Origin of the sequence: Flavobacterium flabelliforme, assembly GCF_017948675.1 — a bacterium.
Lineage (GTDB): Bacteria > Bacteroidota > Bacteroidia > Flavobacteriales > Flavobacteriaceae > Flavobacterium > Flavobacterium pygoscelis.
In genome coordinates, this window is sequence record NZ_JAGFBU010000005.1 from 127,686 (window position 1) to 151,548 (window position 23,863).

General features: G+C 30.0%; 26 protein-coding genes and 1 pseudogene. 10 read left to right on the forward strand and 17 right to left on the reverse strand.

Annotation, left to right across the window (positions count from 1 at the left end; all coding sequences use genetic code 11):
• Positions 1-3 precede the first annotated feature (3 nt).
• On the reverse strand, positions 4-627 hold the full coding sequence (locus tag J3S90_RS12695; RefSeq protein ID WP_210646516.1) for a hypothetical protein: 624 nt from the start codon (positions 625-627) through the stop codon (positions 4-6).
• Positions 628-774: 147 nt separating this feature from the next.
• On the opposite strand from J3S90_RS12695, the gene J3S90_RS12700 reads away from it, so the two are divergent.
• From J3S90_RS12700 to J3S90_RS12730, 7 genes are all read left to right on the forward strand, one after another.
• The gene (locus J3S90_RS12700) at positions 775-1,953 is read left to right on the forward strand and encodes an NAD(P)/FAD-dependent oxidoreductase (protein WP_317192547.1); all 1,179 of its coding nucleotides are present in this window, start codon (positions 775-777) and stop codon (positions 1,951-1,953) included.
• Between the two features lies 1 nt (position 1,954).
• On the forward strand, positions 1,955-2,662 hold the full coding sequence (locus J3S90_RS12705; RefSeq protein WP_210646518.1) for a methyltransferase domain-containing protein: 708 nt from the start codon (positions 1,955-1,957) through the stop codon (positions 2,660-2,662).
• Entirely contained in the window at positions 2,659-3,711 is a 1,053-nt protein-coding gene (locus tag J3S90_RS12710) for a type III polyketide synthase (protein ID WP_210646519.1), read from the forward strand. Before J3S90_RS12705 ends, J3S90_RS12710 begins: the two co-directional genes overlap by 4 nt.
• An 83-nt stretch (positions 3,712-3,794) precedes the next feature.
• Positions 3,795-4,223 carry a 3-hydroxyacyl-ACP dehydratase FabZ family protein gene (locus J3S90_RS12715; RefSeq protein WP_210646520.1) on the forward strand — a complete coding sequence of 143 codons (429 nt, stop codon included), beginning with the start codon at positions 3,795-3,797 and terminating at the stop codon, positions 4,221-4,223.
• Positions 4,224-4,276: 53 nt separating this feature from the next.
• Complete coding sequence (locus J3S90_RS12720; RefSeq protein ID WP_210646521.1) at positions 4,277-5,551, forward strand: beta-ketoacyl-[acyl-carrier-protein] synthase family protein; 1,275 nt, start codon at positions 4,277-4,279, stop codon at positions 5,549-5,551.
• A 71-nt stretch (positions 5,552-5,622) separates the two neighbouring features.
• Positions 5,623-5,880, forward strand: a complete 258-nt coding sequence (locus tag J3S90_RS12725) for an acyl carrier protein (protein WP_210646522.1) — start codon at positions 5,623-5,625, stop codon at positions 5,878-5,880.
• A 15-nt stretch (positions 5,881-5,895) separates the two neighbouring features.
• Positions 5,896-6,381, forward strand: coding sequence for a 4'-phosphopantetheinyl transferase family protein (locus tag J3S90_RS12730; RefSeq protein ID WP_210646523.1), 486 nt, complete (start codon positions 5,896-5,898; stop codon positions 6,379-6,381).
• Positions 6,382-6,398: 17 nt separating this feature from the next.
• Here the strand turns inward: J3S90_RS12730 and J3S90_RS12735 are convergent, their stop codons facing one another.
• Both J3S90_RS12735 and J3S90_RS12740 read right to left on the reverse strand, forming a co-directional pair.
• Positions 6,399-6,995 carry a 3'-5' exonuclease gene (locus tag J3S90_RS12735; protein WP_210646524.1) on the reverse strand — a complete coding sequence of 199 codons (597 nt, stop codon included), beginning with the start codon at positions 6,993-6,995 and terminating at the stop codon, positions 6,399-6,401.
• A gap of 2 nt (positions 6,996-6,997) precedes the next feature.
• Complete coding sequence (locus J3S90_RS12740) at positions 6,998-8,914, reverse strand: DUF294 nucleotidyltransferase-like domain-containing protein (protein ID WP_210646525.1); 1,917 nt, start codon at positions 8,912-8,914, stop codon at positions 6,998-7,000.
• A 184-nt stretch (positions 8,915-9,098) separates the two neighbouring features.
• Between J3S90_RS12740 and J3S90_RS12745 the strand changes: the two genes are divergently transcribed.
• A complete protein-coding gene (locus J3S90_RS12745) occupies positions 9,099-9,605 on the forward strand; it encodes a DUF2911 domain-containing protein (RefSeq protein WP_210646526.1) in 507 nt (168 codons plus the stop codon).
• A gap of 177 nt (positions 9,606-9,782) precedes the next feature.
• Here J3S90_RS12745 and J3S90_RS12750 read toward each other — a convergent pair whose 3' ends face one another.
• A complete protein-coding gene (locus J3S90_RS12750; protein ID WP_210646527.1) occupies positions 9,783-10,202 on the reverse strand; it encodes an Lrp/AsnC family transcriptional regulator in 420 nt (139 codons plus the stop codon).
• A gap of 106 nt (positions 10,203-10,308) precedes the next feature.
• On the opposite strand from J3S90_RS12750, the gene J3S90_RS12755 reads away from it, so the two are divergent.
• Positions 10,309-11,028 (forward strand): sulfite exporter TauE/SafE family protein, encoded by a 720-nt coding sequence (locus J3S90_RS12755; protein ID WP_188050962.1) that lies wholly within the window; start codon positions 10,309-10,311, stop codon positions 11,026-11,028.
• Between the two features lie 106 nt (positions 11,029-11,134).
• Positions 11,135-12,364 (forward strand): multidrug effflux MFS transporter, encoded by a 1,230-nt coding sequence (locus tag J3S90_RS12760; protein ID WP_210646613.1) that lies wholly within the window; start codon positions 11,135-11,137, stop codon positions 12,362-12,364.
• 1 nt (position 12,365) lies between these two features.
• On the opposite strand, the gene J3S90_RS12765 is transcribed toward J3S90_RS12760, so the two are convergent.
• The 13 genes and pseudogenes from J3S90_RS12765 to J3S90_RS12825 all read right to left on the reverse strand — a co-directional run bounded on the left by J3S90_RS12765 (position 12,366) and on the right by J3S90_RS12825 (position 23,745).
• Positions 12,366-13,373 (reverse strand): DNA topoisomerase IB, encoded by a 1,008-nt coding sequence (locus J3S90_RS12765; protein WP_236023955.1) that lies wholly within the window; start codon positions 13,371-13,373, stop codon positions 12,366-12,368.
• Between the two features lie 296 nt (positions 13,374-13,669).
• On the reverse strand, positions 13,670-14,167 hold the full coding sequence (locus tag J3S90_RS12770; protein ID WP_188050963.1) for a hypothetical protein: 498 nt from the start codon (positions 14,165-14,167) through the stop codon (positions 13,670-13,672).
• Positions 14,168-14,295: 128 nt separating this feature from the next.
• Positions 14,296-14,619, reverse strand: coding sequence for a LytR/AlgR family response regulator transcription factor (locus tag J3S90_RS12775; RefSeq protein WP_210646528.1), 324 nt, complete (start codon positions 14,617-14,619; stop codon positions 14,296-14,298).
• Positions 14,620-14,865: 246 nt separating this feature from the next.
• Complete coding sequence (locus J3S90_RS12780; RefSeq protein WP_210646529.1) at positions 14,866-17,094, reverse strand: multicopper oxidase domain-containing protein; 2,229 nt, start codon at positions 17,092-17,094, stop codon at positions 14,866-14,868.
• A gap of 133 nt (positions 17,095-17,227) precedes the next feature.
• On the reverse strand, positions 17,228-18,037 hold the full coding sequence (locus J3S90_RS12785) for a hypothetical protein (RefSeq protein WP_210646530.1): 810 nt from the start codon (positions 18,035-18,037) through the stop codon (positions 17,228-17,230).
• A complete protein-coding gene (locus J3S90_RS12790) occupies positions 18,037-18,534 on the reverse strand; it encodes a heavy-metal-associated domain-containing protein (RefSeq protein ID WP_210646531.1) in 498 nt (165 codons plus the stop codon). Before J3S90_RS12790 ends, J3S90_RS12785 begins: the two co-directional genes overlap by 1 nt.
• 1 nt (position 18,535) lies before the next feature.
• Positions 18,536-19,012 (reverse strand): TlpA family protein disulfide reductase, encoded by a 477-nt coding sequence (locus J3S90_RS12795; RefSeq protein WP_210646532.1) that lies wholly within the window; start codon positions 19,010-19,012, stop codon positions 18,536-18,538.
• Between the two features lie 60 nt (positions 19,013-19,072).
• Positions 19,073-19,930 (reverse strand): DUF3347 domain-containing protein, encoded by an 858-nt coding sequence (locus tag J3S90_RS12800; protein WP_210646533.1) that lies wholly within the window; start codon positions 19,928-19,930, stop codon positions 19,073-19,075.
• 180 nt (positions 19,931-20,110) lie between these two features.
• A complete protein-coding gene (locus J3S90_RS12805) occupies positions 20,111-20,479 on the reverse strand; it encodes a hypothetical protein (RefSeq protein WP_210646534.1) in 369 nt (122 codons plus the stop codon).
• Between the two features lie 70 nt (positions 20,480-20,549).
• On the reverse strand, positions 20,550-20,933 hold the full coding sequence (locus J3S90_RS12810; protein WP_210646535.1) for a hypothetical protein: 384 nt from the start codon (positions 20,931-20,933) through the stop codon (positions 20,550-20,552).
• Between the two features lie 45 nt (positions 20,934-20,978).
• Positions 20,979-21,974, reverse strand: coding sequence for a phosphotransferase (locus J3S90_RS12815; protein ID WP_210646536.1), 996 nt, complete (start codon positions 21,972-21,974; stop codon positions 20,979-20,981).
• Positions 21,975-22,760: 786 nt separating this feature from the next.
• Positions 22,761-22,850, reverse strand: a pseudogene (locus J3S90_RS12820) (transposase); the annotation flags it as partial.
• A gap of 355 nt (positions 22,851-23,205) precedes the next feature.
• Complete coding sequence (locus J3S90_RS12825) at positions 23,206-23,745, reverse strand: hypothetical protein (protein ID WP_210646537.1); 540 nt, start codon at positions 23,743-23,745, stop codon at positions 23,206-23,208.
• Positions 23,746-23,863: the final 118 nt, after the last annotated feature.

Genomic DNA, 23,863 nt, shown 5'->3' on the forward strand with positions numbered 1-23,863 from the left:
AGGTTAAGAATCTGTGATAAGATTTTTAGCCTTTTTTTTATCCGTTATCATGAATTTATAAATGAGATAAAACGAAGTAAAATGTAAGAGTCTGTCAAAAGTGTTTAAAATTACATTCTCAACAAAGTAAGTTCCTATCGCAGCAAATATATCATTAAATATTAACGCTATAGAGCCAAAAAAATAATAAAATGCTTTTTTATCCGCAAACTTCCCTAAATACAAAACTGCTGTAACACCAAGAAATACGGTCGCTATTGCATTAAAAACTAAAATAATATTGAGATATTCGTCACCAATTGCAGATATTAAAATATATAGAATAGCGCATAAAAAAACTACGTTGAGAGTTAAAATAAATAAAGTAAAAGCGCTTGGTGCAGTATCTATTTTTATTTTTTTTATTGATTTATAACCTAAATTTATTAAAGATAGATAGCAAAAAAAAGAAGCTATTAAAGCCATTCTGAATAATTGTGCCGAATCTTCCCAAAATAAAAGCAACAATTCATTCAAATAAAATAAAACGACAAATAAATAATAATTAGGATTAAATTTATTGTAATTATTAACTAAAGCGTACAGTAAAAATGACGGGATTATAAGCGGTTTAATATAAATAATCAAATTTGGGTCAAAAAATATTCCGGCACAAAAATATATTCCCAAAAAAAATATTGGGATGATTAACAGTACATTTTTTATATTTTGAGTGTTCATTACCAAACAAATCTAGTATTTTAATTTTTTATTACATAAACTAATCAAAATTTAATACGGTTTAGATGTTATTATTCCACTAAAATGCTAAATTTACCTGATATGGAACAAAAAAAAATAGTGATTGTTGGTGGAGGATTAGCGGGTTTAACAGCTGCTATACATTTATCTAAAATCGGAATGAAAGTTGTTTTATTCGAAAAAAATGAATACCCAAAACATAAGGTTTGTGGAGAATATATTTCTAATGAAGTAGTGTCTTATCTTAAATTTCTTGATTTAAATATCTCAAGCCTAAATCCCACTAATATTACTCGTTTAGAGTTTTCTACTGTTTCTGGCAAAATAATTAAAAGTAAATTACCTCTTGGAGGTTTTGGAATTAGTCGTTACGTTTTAGATGAATATTTGTTCAAAATAGCAATCGCTGTAGGCTGTGAAGTAATACAAGATACAGTAGAATCTATTGTTTATAAAGAGGATGAGTTTACGATAACCACAGCAAATAATACAGTTTTTAAATCAGAAATTGTAATAGGTGCTTTTGGTAAACGCTCTAACATAGATCAAAAATTAAATCGTAATTTCATTCAGAAAAAATCAGCTTGGTTGGCCGTAAAAGCACATTATTCTGGAAATTTCCCTGATGATTTGGTTGGTTTGCATAATTTTAGTGGTGGATATTGTGGCGTTTCTAAAGTAGAAAATAATAGTATAAACATTTGCTATTTAGCCAATTATGAAACTTTTAAAAAATATAAAAACATTAGTGATTATCAAGAGCAAGTAGTGAATAAAAACCCTCATTTGAAAAAAGTATTTAATCACAGTAAAATAATTTTTGAAAATCCTTTAACAATAAGTCAAATCTCATTTGATAAAAAGGAAAGTGTTGAAAATCACATTTTAATGATTGGTGATACTGCTGGTTTAATTCATCCTTTATGCGGAAACGGAATGGCTATGGCTATAAATAGTGCTAAAATTGTATCTGAGTTGGTAGGTAAATTTTACAGCACAGAAATTAAATCTAGAGAAGATTTAGAGAAAAGATACAAGAAAGAATGGGATTTAAATTTTAAAGGACGTCTTAAAACGGGACGATTATTATCTAATCTATTACAGAAGCCAAAACTATCTTCGTTGGCAATGCGTATATTAACTGTATTTCCGTTTATATTGCCTGTAATAATTAAAAAAACACACGGAAAACCAATTACTTTCAACTTATAAAATGGCATTAAATACAAAATATAGGACAGACGAACCTGAAATTATGGACGATTTTGCTATGGAAGGAGAAATCCTGCGTGACGCTTTAGACAAAATTGCTAAAATTAATCAGCTTTTAGGAGGAAACAAGTTAACTTTACAAGGAGTCCAAGATTTGCTTCCGGCTACTCCTAACGAAATAGTGATTGTAGATGTTGGTTGTGGTAATGGTGATATGCTGCGTACTTTAGCTGAATTTGGGTTAAAAAATAATTTAAAATTCAAATTAATTGGAATAGATGCTAATAATTTTACGGTCTCACACGCAAAACAACTTTCAGAAAAATATCCCAATATTAGTTATTTATGCCAAGATATATTCAGTAAAGAATTTGTTGATGTAAAGTATGATATTATATTATGTACGTTGACATTACATCATTTTAAAGACGATGAAATTGTTTATTTGTTAAACACTTTTTACACAAAAGCAACGATTGGTATTGTAATTAATGATTTACAACGAAGCGCAATTGCTTATCGTTTGTTTCAAGGGTTGTGCTTTGTTTTTCAATTGAATGCGATGTCTCGAGAAGATGGATTAGTTTCAATATTAAGAGGATTTAAAAAAGAAGAGCTAGTTGCTTTTTCTAAAAAATTAAACTTTAGTAAATATAAAATTCATTGGAGATGGGCTTTTAGATACCAATGGATAATTTCAAAAATATGAGTGTAAAAATAAAAACAGTAACAAAGCAGTTACCTAAATATTTCAGAAATACAACTGAAATAATCCCTTTTCTAGATGCTTGGTTAGTAGGTCAAGAAGATCGATTTATCAGAAAAGTAAAAAAAATTTTTGAAGGAGCCGCTGTAGATAAACGATATTCAATCATGGATCCTATCGAAGTTTTTTCCAAAACTTCTTTTGAGGAAAGAAATGACATCTATGTTCGAGAGGTGATTGATCTAGGAGAAAAAGTTTTAGAAAAAGCTCTAGTCAAAGCTCAATGGAAACCAGAAGATTTAGACTATATTATTACAGTAAGTTGTACCGGGATTATGATTCCGTCCTTAGATGCTTATTTGATAAATAAACTAAAACTGAGACAAGATATTGTCAGACTTCCTGTTACTGAAATGGGTTGTGCTGCTGGAGTCTCTGGAATTATTTATGCCAAGAATTTCTTAAAAGCGAATCCAGGCAAAAGAGCGGCTGTTATTGCGGTCGAAAGTCCTACTGCAACTTTTCAATTGGATGATTTTTCGATGGCAAATATTGTAAGCGCTGCTATTTTTGGTGATGGCGCAGCTTGCGTATTACTTTCTTCTCATGAAGATGATGAAGGTCCCGAAGTGGTGGCCGAAGAAATGTACCATTTTTATGATAATATCGATATGATGGGTTTTAAACTTACTAATTCGGGCTTGCAAATGGTCTTGGATATTGAGGTTCCCGAAACTATATCGTCCCATTTTCCAAATATTATTAATCCTTTTTTAGAAAAAAATAATCTTAATATCGCTCAAATTGATCATTTAATTTTTCATCCTGGAGGAAAAAAAATTGTGCAAACCGTAGAAGCTTTATTTTCGGATATGGGAAAAAATATTAATGATACTAAAGAAGTTTTGCGATTATACGGAAACATGTCTAGCGCAACTGTTTTATATGTTTTAGAGCGAATTATGGATGATAATCCTAAAAAAGGCACAAAAGGCTTAATGTTGAGTTTTGGCCCTGGATTTTCGGCTCAAAGAGTATTATTACAGTTTTAAAATTTATCATCTATACAGAGATTATAAGCTAATGTCGATTATGAAATAATCAGTGAATTTATAATATAAAAAATATTTCGTTAATGAAGTTTCAAGAAATTATATCAAGATTACCGTATTCCAAACCCTTTTTATTTGTAGATGAAATCATTCATATTGATGAAAAAGGAGTAGAAGGTACTTTTACTTTTGATGAAAATCTAGAATTTTATAAAGGTCATTTTAGAGATTTTCCAATAACACCAGGAGTAATTTTGACTGAAACTATGGCTCAAATCGGCCTTGTATGTTTGGGTCTGTTTTTGTTAAATGATACATTTAGTAAAAATACATCAATTGCCTTAACATCAACAGAAATTGATTTTTTAAAAGGAGTTTATCCTAACGAAAAAGTAACTGTTTTTTCAGAGAAAATTTATTTTAGATTTGGAAAATTAAAATGCAAGGTTTGGATGAAAAATACAAAAGGAGAAGTAGTTTGTTCTGGAACAATCGCTGGAATGATCGTATAATTAGTTTACAATTGTCACTGAAATTTGTATTCTTACTAAAATTGACTTTATAAATGAATAAAAGGGTAGTAATAACAGGACTTGGAATAGTGGCACCAAACGGAGTAGGGCTTGAAGCATTTACTCATGCCATAAAAAATGGAATTTCAGGAATAAAACACGATCCAGAATTAGAAAGATTGCAATTTTCATGTCAGATTTCTGGTAAACCAGAGATTTCAAACGAATTATCACTGCGTTATTTTTCAGAGTTAGAACTTCGTAACTTTAATTCCTCTGGCATACTGTATGGCGTTATAGCAGGAATTGATGCTTGGAAAGATGCAGGATTACCAGTAGAAAACAACCAAGATCCTGACTGGGATAGCGGAACTATTTTTGGTACAGGAACTTCTGGAATTGATAAATTTAGAGAAAGTATTTATAAAATTGATGACTTTCAAACCAGACGTTTGGGTAGCACTGCTGTGGCTCAAACCATGAATAGTGGCGTAAGCGCCTATTTAGGAGGTAAATTAGGTCTGGGAAATCAGGTAACTACCAATTCCTCAGCTTGCACTACAGGTACCGAAAGTATTTTAATGGCTTACGAGCGCATCAAACAAGGAAAAGCAAAGCGTATTTTGGCTGGAAGTACAAGTGATTCTGGACCTTATATATGGGGCGGTTTTGATGCCATGAGGGTTTGTACTTTTAAACACAATACCACACCTGAAGAAGGTTCAAGACCAATGAGTGCTAGCGCTTCTGGCTTTGTTCCAGGAAGTGGAGCAGGGGCTTTATTAATAGAAGACCTCGAAACTGCTCTCGCTCGTGGGGCCAAAATTTATGCTGAAATTCTAGGAGGAAATGTAAATTCAGGAGGACAACGCGGTTTAGGAACTATGACAGCTCCAAATCCAATTGCAGTGCAAAAATGTATTGTAAATGCTATTGCTGATGCGGGAATAAAACCAGAAGCTATTGATGTTATAAATGGTCACTTGACTGCCACATCAAAAGATAGTTTGGAAATCCAGAATTGGAGTGAAGCTTTGCAAAGAAATGGTTTAGATTTTCCTTACATAAATTCCTTAAAGTCTATGGTGGGACATTGTCTTTCTGCAGCCGGAAGTATAGAAAGTGTTGCATCTGTATTGCAATTGTATCACGGTTTTATTTTTCCAAACATCAATTGTGAAGATTTACACCCAGAAATTAAGGCAGTTGTAGACGAGAATAAAATACCTCAAAAAGTTATAAATCAAGATATAGATATAGTAGCTAAAGCTAGTTTTGGTTTTGGAGATGTGAATGGATGTTTGATTTTTAAAAAATTTAAAAACTAAATTGAAACAGTAAACAACTATCTTAGAGATTGGTTAAAAAATAATATAGTAGTATTAAATAGTAAATAAACATGGAGAAAGAAATTATAATTGAACAATTAAAAGAAATAATTAAACCATACGTTCAAGAAAAAGAAGCATTTGAAGCCTTAACAGAGCATACCGATTTCATCAACGATTTAAAAATAAATTCAGCTAATTTAGTTGATGTAATTTTAGATATTGAAGAAAAGTATGATATTGTTATTGATAACGAATCAATGGAGCGAATGCTAAATGTAAAAGCAGCAATCGAAATTATTTCTACTAAATTAGCTGATAAAATTTAGAAAATTTTAAAAAAAATGATTGGAAATGACATTGTAGATTTGGCTTTAGCCCAAAAAGAAAGCAATTGGCAACGAAAAGGTTTTTTAGATAAGATTTTTACCCAAAAAGAGCAATCTTTAATAAAGAATGCTATAAATTCCGAGCTAATGGTCTGGAATTTATGGACCAGAAAAGAAGCGGCTTATAAAATTTACAATAGAGAAACTGGAATTCGAGCTTATATACCTTTACAGCTCGAGTGTTTTTTTGAAACTGAAAATCAGGGAACAGTAGGTTGTAATGGATTTACTTATTATACACAAACGCAAATTTCAGAGGAGTTTATTTATACCATTGCGGTTACTAATAAACTCCATTTTGACCAAATTAATAAAATAAATTTTGAAACTAATATCCTTAAAAAGGATGGTATCCCATTTATATCCAATACTTCATCCAAATTAGTAAAACCAGTTTCAATAACAAATCATGGGCGTTTCTGGGAAGGAATCGTATTGTAAAGTAGTATGTTTTAGTATTATTTTATTCCCAATCTTGATTTTAGTTTTAAGAAAAGCAAAGCTGTTCTATAAGCATTTTCTGCAGCAGAATTTTTTTCATTTATGGGTATATGATAAAATGTTGAAAGTTCATCAAGTGAAAATTCTTTATCATTAATATCGTTTAATTTGCAATGCATTACATCAATATCCAAAGCCTCGTTTCGCAATCTACCACAATCTAGACGATCTAAAGCATGGTTTATCATTTCTACATGAGAATTAATATGGTGACCAACCAAAACGGAATTGCCAACAAAATTGATAAATGACTGAATAGCTTCAGGTTCAGATAATTTTAAAATTTTATTTTCTAATAGAAATTCATCTGCTAAATGATTATCATGATAAAATTGATATTGCAGTAAAACAGCTTCAAAACTGTCGCCTATATAAATACTATCCTCTATAACAGAAAAAGCAGCGATCGATAATAGAACATCTTTCTCCGGATTGGAGCCAGAACTTTCTGTTGATAAAATAACATAACGCGAAGATTTTTCTTCGAATTTTGAAACATAATTTTTCCAAAATTCGGGATGTTCTTTATTAATGTTTTTTAACCATTCTAACATAATTATGAAAATTGAGTAAGTTGAAATTTACTTTTTATTAGTTCTTCTAATTCACGCATTGGTAACAAAGCATTTTTTAATTTATCACGATCTATTTTAGTTAGTTCATCAAGATTTATAAATTCACCTGAATTATCATTTTTTAAACCTTCTAATGTTCTAAATTTAGAAAGAGTTAGAAAAGCTTCGGCACAGTTTAGATAAATTTCGGCATGTTTTGGATCGGTAATAGCAAACTGTTTGAACCTTTGGTGTGTATTATTAATTCCTCTTATTTCAAAATTTAAAGCTAATAAACGGGCACCATCAATCAAAGGCATTAAAGCTCGAGTTTTAATATCAAATTTATTCTTGTTTGGTCCTTCGTCTTCAACATTAAAATTTTTGAAAAAACTTAAAGGTGAATTTTTTCGTAAGGCATCATTTCCAAGAAAATCAAAAAACAAACTGTTGTTTTTTACATTTTTGAAAACTACGTCACTAATAGCATCTTCTATTTTTTGTTCTCCAAATGCAATTTCATAATCAAAGAAAATACTACTAATATTAGCACTATTTTCACCTGGATCTTTCATCCAATTGTCATATTGCTTGATCCAGTCTGTCAGTGATTTACACCAAAGCATATTGCTTGCCATATGCCCGTTGGGACATAATTCATAACCAATTTTTTCAAGTGTTCCAGTTGTTCTTTTGGCTAACTTTAAAAAATAATCTTTAACATCTCGATATTTATCTGGTGCTACATCTTCAAAAATTAAAATACTATCTTGATCCGTCAATAATAATTGTTCTTTTCTGCCTTGGCTACCAATACTTAACCAAGCAAAACGAGCAGGAGGAGAGCCCAAATCTAAAATTGATAATTCTACAGAGCGCTTTATAATCGCTAAATTAATTTCACTAGCGATATTAAATATATGAGAAACAGGAATATTTTTTGTTATAGAGGTCTGAATTAAATCGGACAAACGATCGCGAATTTGTTTTAGTTCTTTTGCAGACTGAGAGCGTTTTATTTCTTTTATCAAAACTCCAGGATTACTCGCTTGCGCAATAATCAAGTCATTTTCGCTAATAATTCCTTTTATGGTAGATTTATCTGTCCCATCTTGAGTTACACATAAATGAGTAACATTGTATTTTAGCATTAGTAATTGTGCCTCTGCTAAAGAAACATTTTCCATTACCGTTATAACTGGAGAAGACATTATTCTTTCAACTGCTATGGTTATGGGAAATCGACCCGTAGCAATTTTAGAGCGCATATCCGTGTCCGTTACAATACCTAAAGGCATGTTATTATTGCATACAAGAGCATTATTCTTTAAACTTTCATTCATTAATTGAGCTACATCTTGCACAATTGCATTAGGATTTACTTTTATAGGTGAAGTATTGTAAGACAAAGACTGAAAATATTGCATTTCAGACTTTTCTCCTGCGTAAAAAACGTTATCAGAAATTAACTTTCCTATTAAATTCTCTTTGTCTTTATAATTTCTAGTGTTTACGGCAAAGCTTTCTAAAAGATAGTTAAGAACTTCAGCATTATTAGCCACAAAAGGACGAAAAGTAGAGATAGGAATCGCATATACCAGACTTTCTTCTCTGGCTTTAGCGGTCATCATATAATTATTTTTTGCAAAAAAGGGACGAATACCAAAAATATCTCCTTCAACACATTTGTTTAGTAATGTTTCCTCAGCATCAGCAATAACAGATAATGTTACGACACCTGAAGCTACAACATAAAAACTGTCATGTAGTAAATCATTAACTTGAAATAATACTTTGTTTTTTTCTAAATTTACGACACGTATGCTAGTAGCAATTATAGATAATTCCTCAAAAGTCAAATGATTGAAAGGTGCGTATTCCTTTAAAAAATCAGCAATATGTTCAGCAATTGTATTCATAATTATAAAGATAAAAACGTATTTGAATGTAAAATTACTGAAATTAAAAATCATATCACAACCTTAACACTACCAAAACTTTTTAATTATACAATGCATAATTTTTTCATAAAATAAATATGATTTTTATATTTTTTAATCTACTTGTCATACATTTATTCATTAATCTAAAACATTTTAAATCATGAAGTTAGTAAGAAAAATACTTTTCCCGTTTATTACATTATTAGTAGTCAACTTTACAAATGCACAAGAAAAACCGGCTAGTAGTAAAGAAATGGCTACAGGAAAAATTAATGGAGCAACAATTACTATTAATTATAGTAGTCCATCGGTAAAAGAAAGAAAAATTTGGGGTGAATTAGTTCCATTTAACGAAGTATGGCGTGCTGGAGCAAATGAAGCAACTACTTTTGAAACTTCAAAAGATATAACTGTTGGAGGATCAAAATTACCAGCTGGAAAATATTCTTTCTTTGTAATACCTAAAGAAAAAGAATGTATTGTAATTTTTAATAAAGAAGCAAAACAATGGGGATCTTCAAAATACAATGAAAAAGAAGATCAATTAAGAGTAACTGTTAAACAACAAGCTTCAAAATCATCAACAGAAAAATTAGTTTACACTGTTGCTAATAATAAAGTGGTATTGAGTTGGGAAAATTGGAATATACCAATGAGTATAAAATAATAATTGTTACAAAAACATGAAAGCATTACTGAAAAGTGATGCTTTTTTTATTTAAAAGCTTTTTGAGTTTCTATTTTGTAATAAATTCTATTTTACATAATATAAATTATAGTTCATTTTTAAATGATAATCTTTTATCCTTTTAAGGATATTTTACATTGATTGATAAGAATTTAACTATGTACTCTTTAAGTTGGATAATATCAAATGTGTTGTAGGTTCTCCATAAATTAAAAGCCTGTCTATAAATTGTTGTAAATGCAATTGATCTGTTAAAATTACTTTCATAAATATATTATGAGTTCCAGTAATCCGATGTATTTCTGTTATTTCTGGAAACTCTTTTAGTTGTTCGCTAAAAAGAATCAAATTACCACTAAACAATTTGAACATAATAAAAACTTCAAGACCAAAACCAAGCTTTTTAGTATTCAGTTCTACACTATAACCTTTGATAACTTCCATATCTTCGAGCTTTTGAATGCGTTCTCGAACACTTGATGGCGAAAGACCAATTTGTTTTCCAATGTCAACAAATGAAACTCTAGCATTAACTTTTAGTTTTTCTATTATTTTTAAATCGATTGCATCTACCATAAAAAAATCTTTTAAGTTAGTAAAATTACCTTTTTTTTATGGTAAAATACTATAAAATCCATTGATAAAATTTCAGTAAAATTAGTTGTTGATTTACTTTTGCATCATGGATACACTATTATTATTACTATCAATTGGAATTTTTTTAGGATTTCTTATACAAACAATTACTGGTTTTGCTGGGGCTTTAGTAGCACTTCCTATTTTACTTTTGGTAATGCCGTTGACTGAGGCTGTTTGTTACATATCTATTTTTTACTCCATTGCTTCTCCTATTTATTTTTACAAGGAATGGAAAAATATGGATAAAATCTTGCTTAGAAAATTAGCAATAACTTCATTAATTGGAATTCTAATCGGTTCAATAGTTTTAATATATGGTCAGCCAACTCTATTAAAAAAAGCACTTGGCGTTTTTATCATTCTGTTTGTTTTGAATAGTATTTTAAATAAAAATAATTGGAAATTTGGTAGTAAATTAGAATTCATTTTAGGTCTTTTTGGAGGTTTCTTTTCGGGTGTTTTTTCTACGGGAGGACCTTTATATGCAGTAATTATTAAAAACGAAACTAGTGATGTCAGGGTTTTTAGGGCAACCATGTTCGGAATCTTGGGATTGGTATCTATGATGCGAATATCTGTTTTAGTTTTCGAGGGAGTTTTTACAACTATTGAGCTTTATAATTCTTTATATGTTTTACCATTTTTTATACTTGCATTGGTTTTAGGTAAAATAGTTTTTTTAAAATTGGACGAGGAATTTTTGAAAAAATTAATTCTGACATTACTTCTAGTTTCTGGATTAGTATTACTTTTCAAAAATTAGCATCTGTCCTACATTTCATCTTACTGCTCGTTAATTTTCAGTAAAGCATTTATTTCATTTACCTTTGCAAAAAATTAAATTAGCTATTTTGAAGACTGATACTGTAATGACAAAGAAAAAATACTTTCAATTAATTTTGATATTAGGATCCTTAACCGCTTTAGGGCCTTTCTCTATTGATATGTATTTACCAGGTTTTTCTGGAATAGCAAAAGATTTGAATACAACGGTAGCCAATGTTTCGATGACCTTATCCAGTTACTTTATTGGTATATCTGCAGGGCAACTCCTTTATGGTCCATTACTGGATCGTTTTGGAAGAAAAAAACCATTATTTATAGGGCTTTTGGTTTATATAGCCGCTTCATTAGGTTGTGTTTTCGTTACGAATATCGATACATTTATTGGTTTGCGATTCATTCAAGCTGTTGGTAGTTGTGCCGCAACCGTAGCTTCTGTATCTATGGTTCGTGATTTGTTTCCTGTAAAAGATATTCCCAAAGTGTTTTCGTTATTAATGCTGGTTGTAGGTCTTTCGCCCATGTTAGCACCAACAATTGGAGGTTATGTTACTGCTGATTATGGTTGGCACACCGTATTTTTTATATTGATGTGTATGGGAATTGTAATTTTGATCGCAGCACAATTAGTTTTGCCAAACACTTATTTACCAGATACTTCAATCTCTTTAAAACCAAAAGCAATAATTACAAATTTCATAACTATACTAAAAGAACCTCAATTTTATACGTATGCTTTTGCGGGTGCAATTGCATTTTCTGGTTTGTTTACTTATGTAGCGGCCTCTCCTATCCTATTTATGGATATTTTTGAAGTTGATGCTAAAACCTATGGTTGGATTTTTGCTTTTATGTCTCTCAGTTTTATTAGTGCCAGCCAACTCAATTCTTTGCTTTTGCGAAAATTTAATAGTGAACAAATGATTTTTGGGGCATTAATTTCTCAATCAATTATTGCGATATTATTCCTTATTTTGGTAATTAATAATGTTTTAGGATTATATGGAACGATTGCCATGCTGTTTTTATTTCTGGCTTGTTTAGGAATTTCTAATCCAAATACAGCGGGATTAACTCTTGCTCCTTTTGCGAGAAATGCCGGAAGTGCTTCTGCATTAATGGGCGCTATACAATTGGGTTTAGGAGCATTTGTGTCGTTTTTAGTTGGAGTTTTTGTACATAATTCAGTAGTGCCAATGGTTGCCATTATGACTGTAACTACACTTCTAGCATTAGTGATTTTGATTATTGGTAAAAGAAAAATAAAAAAAACGATTACGACTTCTGCTGATGAAGAAATTGTAATCGTTCCTTAAATTAAATGTGTTTCATTACTTCTTTCTCTGAAGAAGTAAGTTCAAATTGATTCATTCCGAAATCATCATGCATTTTATTAGGAAGTGTTTTTTCTTCAATTTTTTGCATGATGTTAGGATGTACATAATACGATCTACAAACTGTAGGAGTATTACCTAATTCATCTGCTACCATTCGAATTAGTGTATTACTGAATTTTTTCTTTTTCGTATCACCAATGGCTTCTAGTGCATAAGGATAGAGCTCAACTGCTAAACGGCTTGCTACCCAAGTTCTAAAATCTTTACTGCTAAATCCTTTTCCCATGTGAGTCCGAATGTATTCATTTACATCTTCGCTATCCACTGCATGAAAATTACCCTCTTCATCTTTGTATCTAAAAATTTCATAACCTGGTAATTCAGATGATTTTTTTATCAATTTAGCTAATTGGGCATCATCAACTTCAACGTGTCTCATTTGATTACTTTTACCTTTATACTCAAATACAACATGGTTTTTATCAAATGTAATGTGTTTTCTTCGCAAGGTTGTTAATCCGAAAGTTCCATTTTGATTGGCATATTGTTTGTTTCCAATTCGAATACCGGTTTCGTCAAGTAACAAGATTATTAAAGCTAATATTTTATCTTTAGTCCATTCTTTTATGGCAATATCTTCTAAAACCTTTTTTCGAAATTTTGTCAGTGCTTTACCAAAACTTTTCATTTTAGCAAACTTCTCTTCTTGTTTTGCTTTTTCAAAAGTAGTATGATAAATGTACTGCTTTCTTCCTTTGGCATCTCTGCCAATGGCTTGAATGTGTCCATCATCCCATTTGCAGATGTAAACATCACTCCACATTGGCGGAATAATCAACCTACGAAACCTACTTAATAAAATTGTATCTGTGATTTTATTTCCTTCTTCATCAAAATATTGATATCCTTTTCCTCTTTTTCGCTTGTGAATTGACATGGCTTCATCGCCAACATGTTTGATCTCTTTGGTGGTTTCTTTAACTTTCATAATTCATTAAAATTTAATGAATTAAAGATAAATTAAAAGTATTTTTTTGCGTTTTAAAATTTTATGAGAATGTTACATAATTGTCATAATGTTTTAAAATAATTACTGTTTTTATTCTAAAGGAAAAATCATTCTTCAATATTTTCAAGCAAATAAAATATATTTTAAATTTTTCATAATTGTTTTTAATCCTTTTAATATTCAACAATATAAGAATTAATACCTATATTTTAATGTGGCTTTATTGAATTTTAGGAGTAATGATTATAGTATTTTGACCATACAATTTTAATTTTTTATTTTGGGTTAAAAGTTTGCGGGATCTTATTATTTTGGGTTTCTCTATCAAAAGTTAGAGAAATTATTTCCCATTTCTCGTTAGAATAAAAAAGTTGAATGCTATTTACACCACGTCTCTCAACTTTTCCATTTTTTTCTAATCTTGTTTCGTACGTACTCCATACATGAGCAATATTGCCAAATATTTTTACTTCTCTATTGATTTCATTTTCATAAAATGCAGTCTCTAAAACCATGTTATCTGTTTCTTTATGAAAATCTTTCAAGGATAAAGTAACTTGTTTCAAATCACCAGATTCATTTGATAAATAAGTATAAATTGCTTTGGGATTGTGAATGAATTCATCTCTTTCCCATTGTCTTTTTTCTCCAGCTTCACCTGAAACAACCTCATAAAATGCTTTAATTAAACCATTTATTGAAGATACATCCTCAATAAACGGATTGTTTTTTTTAACAGCAGGATTCTTTGAATTTTTATTTTGTGTTTCCATATAGTATGTTTTAAATTTATATTTTAATTATCTTCAAAACAAAACAACAGAGTTTATTGATGAATAAAAAAATATTTATTTAAGTGTACTATTTTCTTATGTAATGGCATTACATTCTTATTTACTACTTATAATATCAATTTATTTAGAGTGTTATTTAAACATTCTCGATAACCTTTTGCTACTGAAATCTTATTTCCTTTTAACATTAAATGATTATCCTCGAAAAAATCAATATTTGTTAGATTAACGATGTAGGAATTATGAACTCTCATAAATTCACTTGGCAATTTCTCAATCAAATCTTTAAGAGAATTATAATAAATATATTTTTTATTTTCAAGCATTAAAATTTCAACATAATTACCTAATCCCTTTATTAATATTATTTCATTAAAATTTATCTTAAGTAATTTTCTATCTGTTTTTATGAAAGTAAAATCATTCTTCATTTGCTTGTTTTTAAGTCGTTTAATTAAATTAAAATTATTGTAATCTAATAGTTTTTTGCTTTTCAGTTTTTATTAAATATATAAAAATTCAGTTCTTTTATTCGTAAAAGTTTACTTTTTAATTTAATAAGAATAAAAAAACCATTACATCACTTTTTCAAGTGTTTGTAATGGTTGATATAATTATTGTATGAGATAAAATTGAATTTTTATGAATTGAATTTTTAATCCTTTTTCCGTAACCGTTTAATAATTTACTGATAATCCCAATCCAAATCCCATATCACTGTCATAATGAGTTCTAATACCCATATTTTTGTTTATGATATAACGTAAATCAGCCATATATTCTTTGTCTGTATTAACCATAAATCCAGCTCGTATCCTTTTTGAAATTGGAATATCTTCACGCATTAACTGCAAGCGAACATCGCCATTGTGATACACTTCTGCTTGAAAAATTACCAACATTGGCAATGTATAATCAAACCCTAAACTAACCAAACTGCGATTATCTTTAGTATTGGATTGATTAAATAAATTAGTTTCTTGCTGGTCCATTCCCATTTTTCTATAGCGATAATCAAATCCAACAAATGGCATAAACCATTGGTTTTTTCCAATGTATCGTCCCACATGAGTTTCTACTTCATAACCATGCATTTTATTATATCCTAAACGCCATTCTGTTCCAAAACTCCAACGCGCATTTTGTACCATTGCCATTCCATCATTACCATTGGTAGCAAAATCGTTTTGAGCCATAAAATGCGACTCATTACTTTCGGCTTGTAGTTTTTTATATGCTGCAGCTTTATTCGGCAAATAAGGATTCGGTTCAGAATTTTCATAAGTAAAAACGCGATTCATCCCAGACATCATGTGATATAAAATGTGACAATGAAAGAACCAATCACCATCTGCATTGGCAGCAAATTCGATTACGTCTGTTTCCATTGGCATTATATCCAATACATTTTTTAAAGGAGAGTATTCTCCTTGACCGTTTAAAATTCTAAAGTCATGTCCGTGCAAATGCATTGGATGACGCATCATTGAATTATTGTATAGTGTGATGCGAACTATTTCTCCTTTTTTAATTAGAATCTTATCCACTTCAGATAAAACTTTATTATCCATACTCCAAACATAACGGTTCATGTTTCCTGTTAGTTCAAATCTAATTTCACGTACAGTAGCGTTCTTGTCTAGTGTAGTTTTAGTTGGTGATTTTAACATTGAATAATTCAGCGTCACCATATCAGAATTCATACTGTGTTTTGAATGGTCCATCTTCATTCCACTTTCTTGCTTTCCTGCGTTCGAGAATTCAGGTGAGGATTCTGGATACATAACCGTATTCATATCCATTTTTTGAAACGACATATCCATTCCCATATCATTCATGGTTCCATTGCTATTCATCATGTCGTTCATCATCTTCATTCCTTCAAAATATTTCAATTTTGGCATCGGACTAACCAATTGTTTGATTCCTTGACCAATATAAAGAGAAGTTGATTTAGTCCTATCTTCTGGAGTTACTAATAACTCATAAGAGGTATTGTCGGCAGGAATAGAAACCACAACATCGTATGTTTCTGAAACTCCGATAATCAATCGATCTACTTCAACAGGCTCTACATCATTACCATCGTTAGCCACTACAGTCATTTTTCCGCCAGCGTAATTCAACCAAAAATAAGATGATGCACCGCCATTGGAAATTCGTAATCGTACTTTGTCTCCGCCTTTAAATTGCGTTAGCTGACTTTCGTTCTGACCATTTATTAAGAATTTGTCATAATAAACATCACTCACATCCATGGCCAACATGCGTTTCCACTCGTTAGTTAGTTTGGTTTTAAAATGTCCTGCTTTTATTGCTTCTGCGTAACTCTGAGTAGTTCCTTTTTTAATGGCAAAATAGTCGGAAGCGTTGTGTAATAATCGATGTACGTTTTTAGGGTTTAAATCCGTCCATTCGCTTAAAATTACAGGAACTTGTGGTAAGTCATCAATTTCTTTTCTGAATGTTTTGTCATCAGTTTTTTTCTTCAGAATTAACGAACCGTACATCCCTATTTGCTCTTGCATTCCACTATGACTGTGGTACCAGTGTGTACCATTTTGCACAATTGGAAAACGATACGTAAAGGTTTCACCAGGTTCAATAGGCATTTGTGTCAAGTACGGAACACCATCTTCTTTGTTTGGTAAATATAAACCGTGCCAATGTAAGGAAGTGCTTTCTTTCAGTTGATTATGGACTACAATTTCAGCAATATCGCCTTCTGTAAAAGTTAGCGTTGGCATCGGAATCTGTCCGTTTACTGCAATTGCTCTTTTTTCTTTTCCCGAGAAATTGACCAAAGTATCTTTTACATAAAGATCATAATGGACGACTTTTTGAGCCAAAAGCATATTTGAAATAAAGAGTACAAAAACAACAGCGATTATAGTATTATTTTTCATTTTCTAATATTTTAATCATTAGTTTCATTTGTTCAATTTCTTTTTTTGAGCAGTGATTATGTCAGCTGCTAATTTTTTAACTTATTGATTTTTAATAATAAAATCGGTTTTAAGAATTATATCGTAATCAAATTTACTTTTTCAAATTGAAAAAAGTATAATATAAATTAAAGTAAAAACCCTCGGAAGAAGAACGCGTCATCGAACTAATTAATTCTTTTCTGTAGCCTAAATCCAATCGTGCTTGACTATTAAAAATAAATTGAATAACTGGTACTGCATCTAAATAAGATTTACCATTTTCATTGATCGTTTGGCCAACAAATTCTAACATTAGATTAATATTAGTTTGCTTCAAACTGGTATATTTTTTTGGATACATTAATTTACCAAAAGACAAGGTATAGTTCGTCGCAGTACTTCCAAAATTAGTTGGAAACCTATGGTTTGAAGTATTGTCGAATGCCTTCTCAAAACTTAACGATGAACTGATCGCGAGCTTTTTAATCAATTTTGTAGCAACAATACCAGTTTCAAAACCGGTATTGTTACCCATAATTTCAATTTGCTCTTGATTTACAATAGAATTATTAAAGCTATAGCGACCAAAAGCAGCCATTCTAAAATGACTATTTATATCATCCTCAGAATAGAAGCGATATTTGGCATAAACACTCCCTCCTTCGGCTACAAAATTATTGTCAGCATTACTTGCAAAAGCTGACGCTCTTACCATTAAATTCTTATTAATTCCGTAGCTTACTTCAGGCATTAGATAATAATTGTATGCTGATATTTTTTCTTTTTTCAGAAAGGATTGCAACACGTTTACGCCTAAGGAGTTTGCAGGAACGTTGCTGGCTGGATCTGTCATCAGAAATAATTCCTGACTCGTCCCTTTTTGGAAAATGAAAATGATAACCAATACTAGAAATTTCCTCATTATTTTACAATTTTGATATGAAAATCTTTTTCATTGTTCATCGCATAAGTTGTGCTGTTCTTGTAGGATTTAGATAGTTTTTTAAATTCTTTATCGGTTACGTAACCTTTATCTAAAACTTGTATTTGAACTTCTTTATTCTTGCTTTCTTTACCGTCTACAACAACGAAAGAGTTTTTCTTTAAAGTTTCAGCATCAACTGTGACAATTAGAGAACCAATGAAGAAACCTGCTTTTTCAACTTTTTCTTTAAATATCGAAGGTGATAATGAATTATTTTCTGCTAAAGAAACAATGAAAGTGTTTGAATTCAAGTCGATTTCAACATCCTTCACTTCTGGCATTGATTTTAATTGCTTGTTTATTGCATTAGAGCACATAGAGCACGTTAATCCCGTTGCTACAATCTCTGCTTTTGAAATCTGTGCATTACTTACCGCCGAAAACATTACCATTAAAACTATTAAAGCGCTGTATTTTATATTTACTATTTTCATTTTATTTATTTATTAAATTTATTATTTCTTGATCTGTTGGGTTTTTCATTATTAATTTTCCTTCGCTATCAAATAGGAATTTTGAAGGCAACTCTTCTACTCCAAAAGTTACTACTGCGATAGCATCAAATTCTTTTGGATCAATTAATTGCAAAAAATTTATCTTGTCTTTTTCAATCGCTTTTTTCCATTTAGTAGCGTCTGTATCAATTGAAATTCCAATAATTTCTATTTTACTTGAATCTAAATCTTTATGCATTTGCACTAGCTTTTTATTCCCCACTCTGCATGGTCCACACCAGGAAGCCCAAAAATCTATTAATACGAACTTACCTTTGAATTCATTTATATTAATTTTTACATCTTTGCTGCTTTGCAATTCAATAGATGGAATTGCGTCTCCAATTTTTATTTGTGCAAATGAAGTAACACTAAAAGCTACTAATAAAAAGACGATTAGTTTTGTCCTGACATCCATTATAATTATTTTTTTTAATAAAAAACAAAGTCCATATTTTACAAATGGACTTTGCTCCATTTATTTTATTGTCTCTATTGTTTTACCACAAGTCATCATCATCGAACCGTAGTATGGATTTTTAACTGCATTTTCTTTACTCAACCAGTTTGCACCTTTTCCTTTATTTGCCATTGGACAAAATTGGTAGTAAATTGGATTTTCTGTTTTTGAAACTTTGATTAATTCATACATATTTTTTGACAAATTGATAAAACGCTCTCTTTGATGTACAATATCTTTAGTGTCAGCAATATGTTTAGCGTCTTCTTTTAAATTGGTAAAAACTTTCATCCACACCATGTGAACATCCATTTCCAATTGATCCATTTTCACGGCTTCTAGATTAGAAACTAACATTTTAGACTTTTCAGAAGCTGTTGCTCCATCACTACTTACTAAAGCATCTTTTACGGCGAAGTAGTTGTCAAAAACTGCTGTAAGTTGGTTCTCTTGTTGCATTATTGTATTTTTCATATCCATGTGATTTGTATGATTCTCGTGATTTTCTGTAGTTGCTTTAACGGCAATTTTACTTTCTCTATCATATTGACAACAATCGGGTAATTCACTGTAAGCTTTGTCTGGAGCAAGAAAAGTATCGCTATCGTATCCTGCTAAAGCAATGCGTTTTAAAATTTCGTCCTGATTCGTTTTTTTATCATCATAGGTTATAGAAGCCATTTTGGTGTCTTTATTCAAATCTACTGCAGCTACGTTTTTTAGATTTCCTGCTTTTTCTATAGTCTTTTCGCACATACCACAGTTACCGTAAATTTTTACGTTTTCAGTTACTGAATTTTTTATTTGCGCGCTTGAAATTGTAAAGGTTAACAACATAGTTGCTGCTACCAATATATTTGAAATTGAATATTTCATAGTATAGAGATTTGTTTCAAAAGAGTAAATTCTTTTGAAAATGATTTATTTAAAATTTTGAATTGTGAATAATTATAAAAAAATAAGCGTATCAAATTCGACCTTATTAACCTATAATTTGGAAATAATATACTGCAAAAGCAGTAAAATAGCCATAAGTATGGCTGTCAAGAAATAAAATTAGCCTATTTTAGGAATAAGCCATAATGAAGTATAACCAGATGAAATAAAAGTTTTTGAACTGTAAAACTTTTGTTTCTCATTAGGAAAGTTAAAGAAAGTGTACACAAATTCATTTTCGCTAAACAAAGCTAAGTTTACTTGTACCGAAGTTGTAGTACAGGTTGAATGTCCGCATTGACCGTCACAACCGCTATTTTTATCAGCAGTATGACTTTCTTCAGAACATCCTTTATGCTCTTGTTTTGAAGTTGTTTCTTTTTTACAACATTCTTTTTCTGACTGAGTTCCACACGCATAAGTCAAACTTGGCAAAAGGAATAAGCCAAGAGTGAAAATTATGAGATATAGGTGTAACTTTTTAGTCATGTGCCAAAGGTAAGAAGTTATATTTTTAATAGGTTTAATTTTAACATTTCATGTAGATTAGGACCAACTGCTATTTCTTCCCTACTCTATCAATCGGTCTAAACCGCAAGCCACTCCATGTATCGTCGATAGAAATTGCCGAAACAGTTGTAATATTAAATTCCTCACCCGTAACCCGAATCGTATCTCTATTAATATCAGTTTTTACTTTTGAAGTTCCTTTTGGATAGGCAAACCACAAAACGCTATCTGGCTTAATGTTATGTAATTTGTTGTTTAAAAAATCTAGATATTCTTTGTTGTTGGTTATGAAAACTAACGTATTTCCGCTCTTTTTATCATTATCAAATGCAGTTTTAAAACCAAGTTCAACAAATTGAATTTCTAAATTATCTGGCGCGTTAATTGCTATTGCGTTGTCCTTAAATTTGAATTTTTTGATAATGTCTTGCATGTTATTTGTTGTTTGGTTTGATTTATAAAGGATTGCAGAAGAATATTAATCACAGTTAATCTTCTTATTTTTATAATAGTCTAGCCAAGTTTTTATTCTTCCAACAAACATTTTGAAATAGTTCTCCGTTAAAAAAATATTAGACCAATCAAATCTTTGGGCTTGCACACCCAAATAAAAAATAAAAATTGAGGCTCCCGCTTCAGGGATTAATTTAATCTCTTGTTCTGATAAAGGTCTAAATTGTTTGTAACCATCAATAAAACTTTTTACTTTAGATTCGTATTGATTTTTATCTTGTTCAATAAAAAATAATTGTTTACAGAAATAACCAATGTCTAAAATAAGGCTTCCATTTCCACAATTATCAAAGTCAAATATAGTTATTTCATTTTCCTTATTGATACTAAAATTATCATACCAAATGTCCAGGTGAACGATTCCTTTTTGGTTTTCTGATAAACTATTTTCAGCAAATACTTTTGATATTTTATGGCCAGTTTCTTTTAAAAATTTCATTTCATTCAACTCTTCAGAGAAAAAGGATTTTAAATAATTATAGGATTGTTCTAAAAGAATATCAGATGTATAATTGACTCTATTAATCTTTTTGTTTGCTGTTACATTATGAATATTAGCCATAATAGAGCCAACGGTAAAACAATTTTCATTAGTAATAAACCGAACTTTTTCGCCTTTTGCAAATGAAAAAAGGACTACATAACGAATTCCTTCTGGCGCTTTAATTTCCTGAATTAATTCCTCATTTTTATCGGGAATTGGATATGAAATTGGAAGATTATTGTCTTTTAATACTTTTAAAAGTGCTAATTCTTCTATTATTTCAGTTTTACTTCGCCAATTATGACAATAAACTCTAACAACATATTTTTCGGTTGCGTTCGAAATAAAATAAGTGTGATTTACGCCAGTTCTGTATAATTTACATTCAAAACTTTCATTTAAGTTGTATTTTTCTATTATGAATCGGCCTAAATCTTTTTCTGATAGTATAGAAGCGCTTACCGGGAAAGTTGTCATTTGGTTTAGTTTCGTGATGTATAATTACCCATTTCTAGTCTCAAATATATAGTAATTATATCAAATCATCTTTTAATATACTATAAAAGGTTGTTGTTGTTTTATCCGGTTGAGCGCAGTCGAAACCTTTTTTTAACTTATATATAATCTCGACTACGCTCGATTTGACAAAAAACAAAATAGTAAATTTAAACTAATTGGTATTACTTAAACACCACCTTAAAATACTAACTTCTACATCAAAGTATCTGTTTTATTAAAAGTATTGATTAAATATTTCATTAAGTTTTTTGGTATCATTTTCATCAATATTTTTCATGTTAAAATCATATGTAGTTCCATCATTTTTATAAATTGTTAGAACCTGATTCTCTAATTCTGTTCTCTCCACATTATCAAATGATATTGATTTTCCAAAAAATGTTTTAATGCGAATAAAAATTCCTTTTTTGTTATACTGTACATAATTCTTGAACTAAAACATTCTTGAGAAAAATACTGTTTGCGATAAGTATCCAATTGCACTAATTCCTTTATTTATTTTGGGGTTTTGAAATTGAATGATTTCAACAAAACCAAAAATTATACATATCAAGGATAGTAATACTAATGATATAAAAAACCAATTGTATTGTAAATTGTCAAATTTAATTCTTTTCATGTTTTTAATGATTTATAGTAATATAAATAAGATTATTCTGTGCTTGTAGCTTTCAATCTACTTGACAACGTCAATGATTTACTTCCTTTTGGTAATAGACAAGGAATGAAATTCCGCCTATCGGGATCTCTAGTAAAAACGTCTATCCAGCTAACAGTAGCAAAACTTATAAAATAAGCCCCTGATTTTTCTCCAAATTTATATTTCCTACTCATTGTTTTATTATTTCATCATAGAACATATATCCTGCTTTTTATATAACACTAATTACCTTCTTTATTTATAGGCACGAGCAAGATGCTCGCGCGAGCTGGGAGACTGTTACCTTCCAATTATAAAACGGTAACTGGGAAATCGCCCACCCTAAAAGTTTTACTCTGAATTTATTTCAATATTTCAAAGAACTTGTTTTCTTTTATTTTTAAATTATTCTTAGATAATTTCTTTTTTAATTCCTAAATTTTACTTGTTATCTAAAAAATTATTATTATCAACAATCTTGTCCTTACGAATACCACACGAAAGGATTCGTGCGGGAGTGGGGATAAATAGAAAACAATCCTTTATTATTTACTCCTTGCTTTTCTCCCAATGAATATTTGGGTTGTTTTTCAATCCTTTAGGGAAATAATACAAGTTCATTTCAGAAATATATAAATAAGGTGATATTGGAGCATCTTCTCGATTGTTATCATCTTTAAAATTAATTGTAATAAATAAATCATCTCTATGAGAAGTTTCAACTGTATACTTATCTCTAAAAACATCCAAAACATTAAATACCCTGCCATAATCTGGAATCGGCTCTTTAAAATTTCTATCAAAAAAATATCTTTCTTTATAATAGGATTGATAATAATATTTTTGATTTAAAAGAAATCTATCTCCTTTACTATCTGAAAACATTTTCACTTCGTTTTGGTAAAAAAGTAAAATATCGCAAAGATCTTCAGGAGGATTACTCACTATATAAAAATTTGTAACAAATCCAACCCTGAGTCTAGGATTTGTATTCATTTTAAAAATTTCTGTTTTCTTATCCTCGCAGGAACAAAAAAAAAATATAATGAGCATACAAATTATTGATTTTATTATTTTATTATTTTTCATAAATTTATTTTTTATAACTTCCTGATATTTGTTTCTTAAACTTTATAATAGTTATAAATGGTCTTAATTGATGTTTTCTACTATGTTGTAGATAAAACCAAGATCTAAAACCCGAATC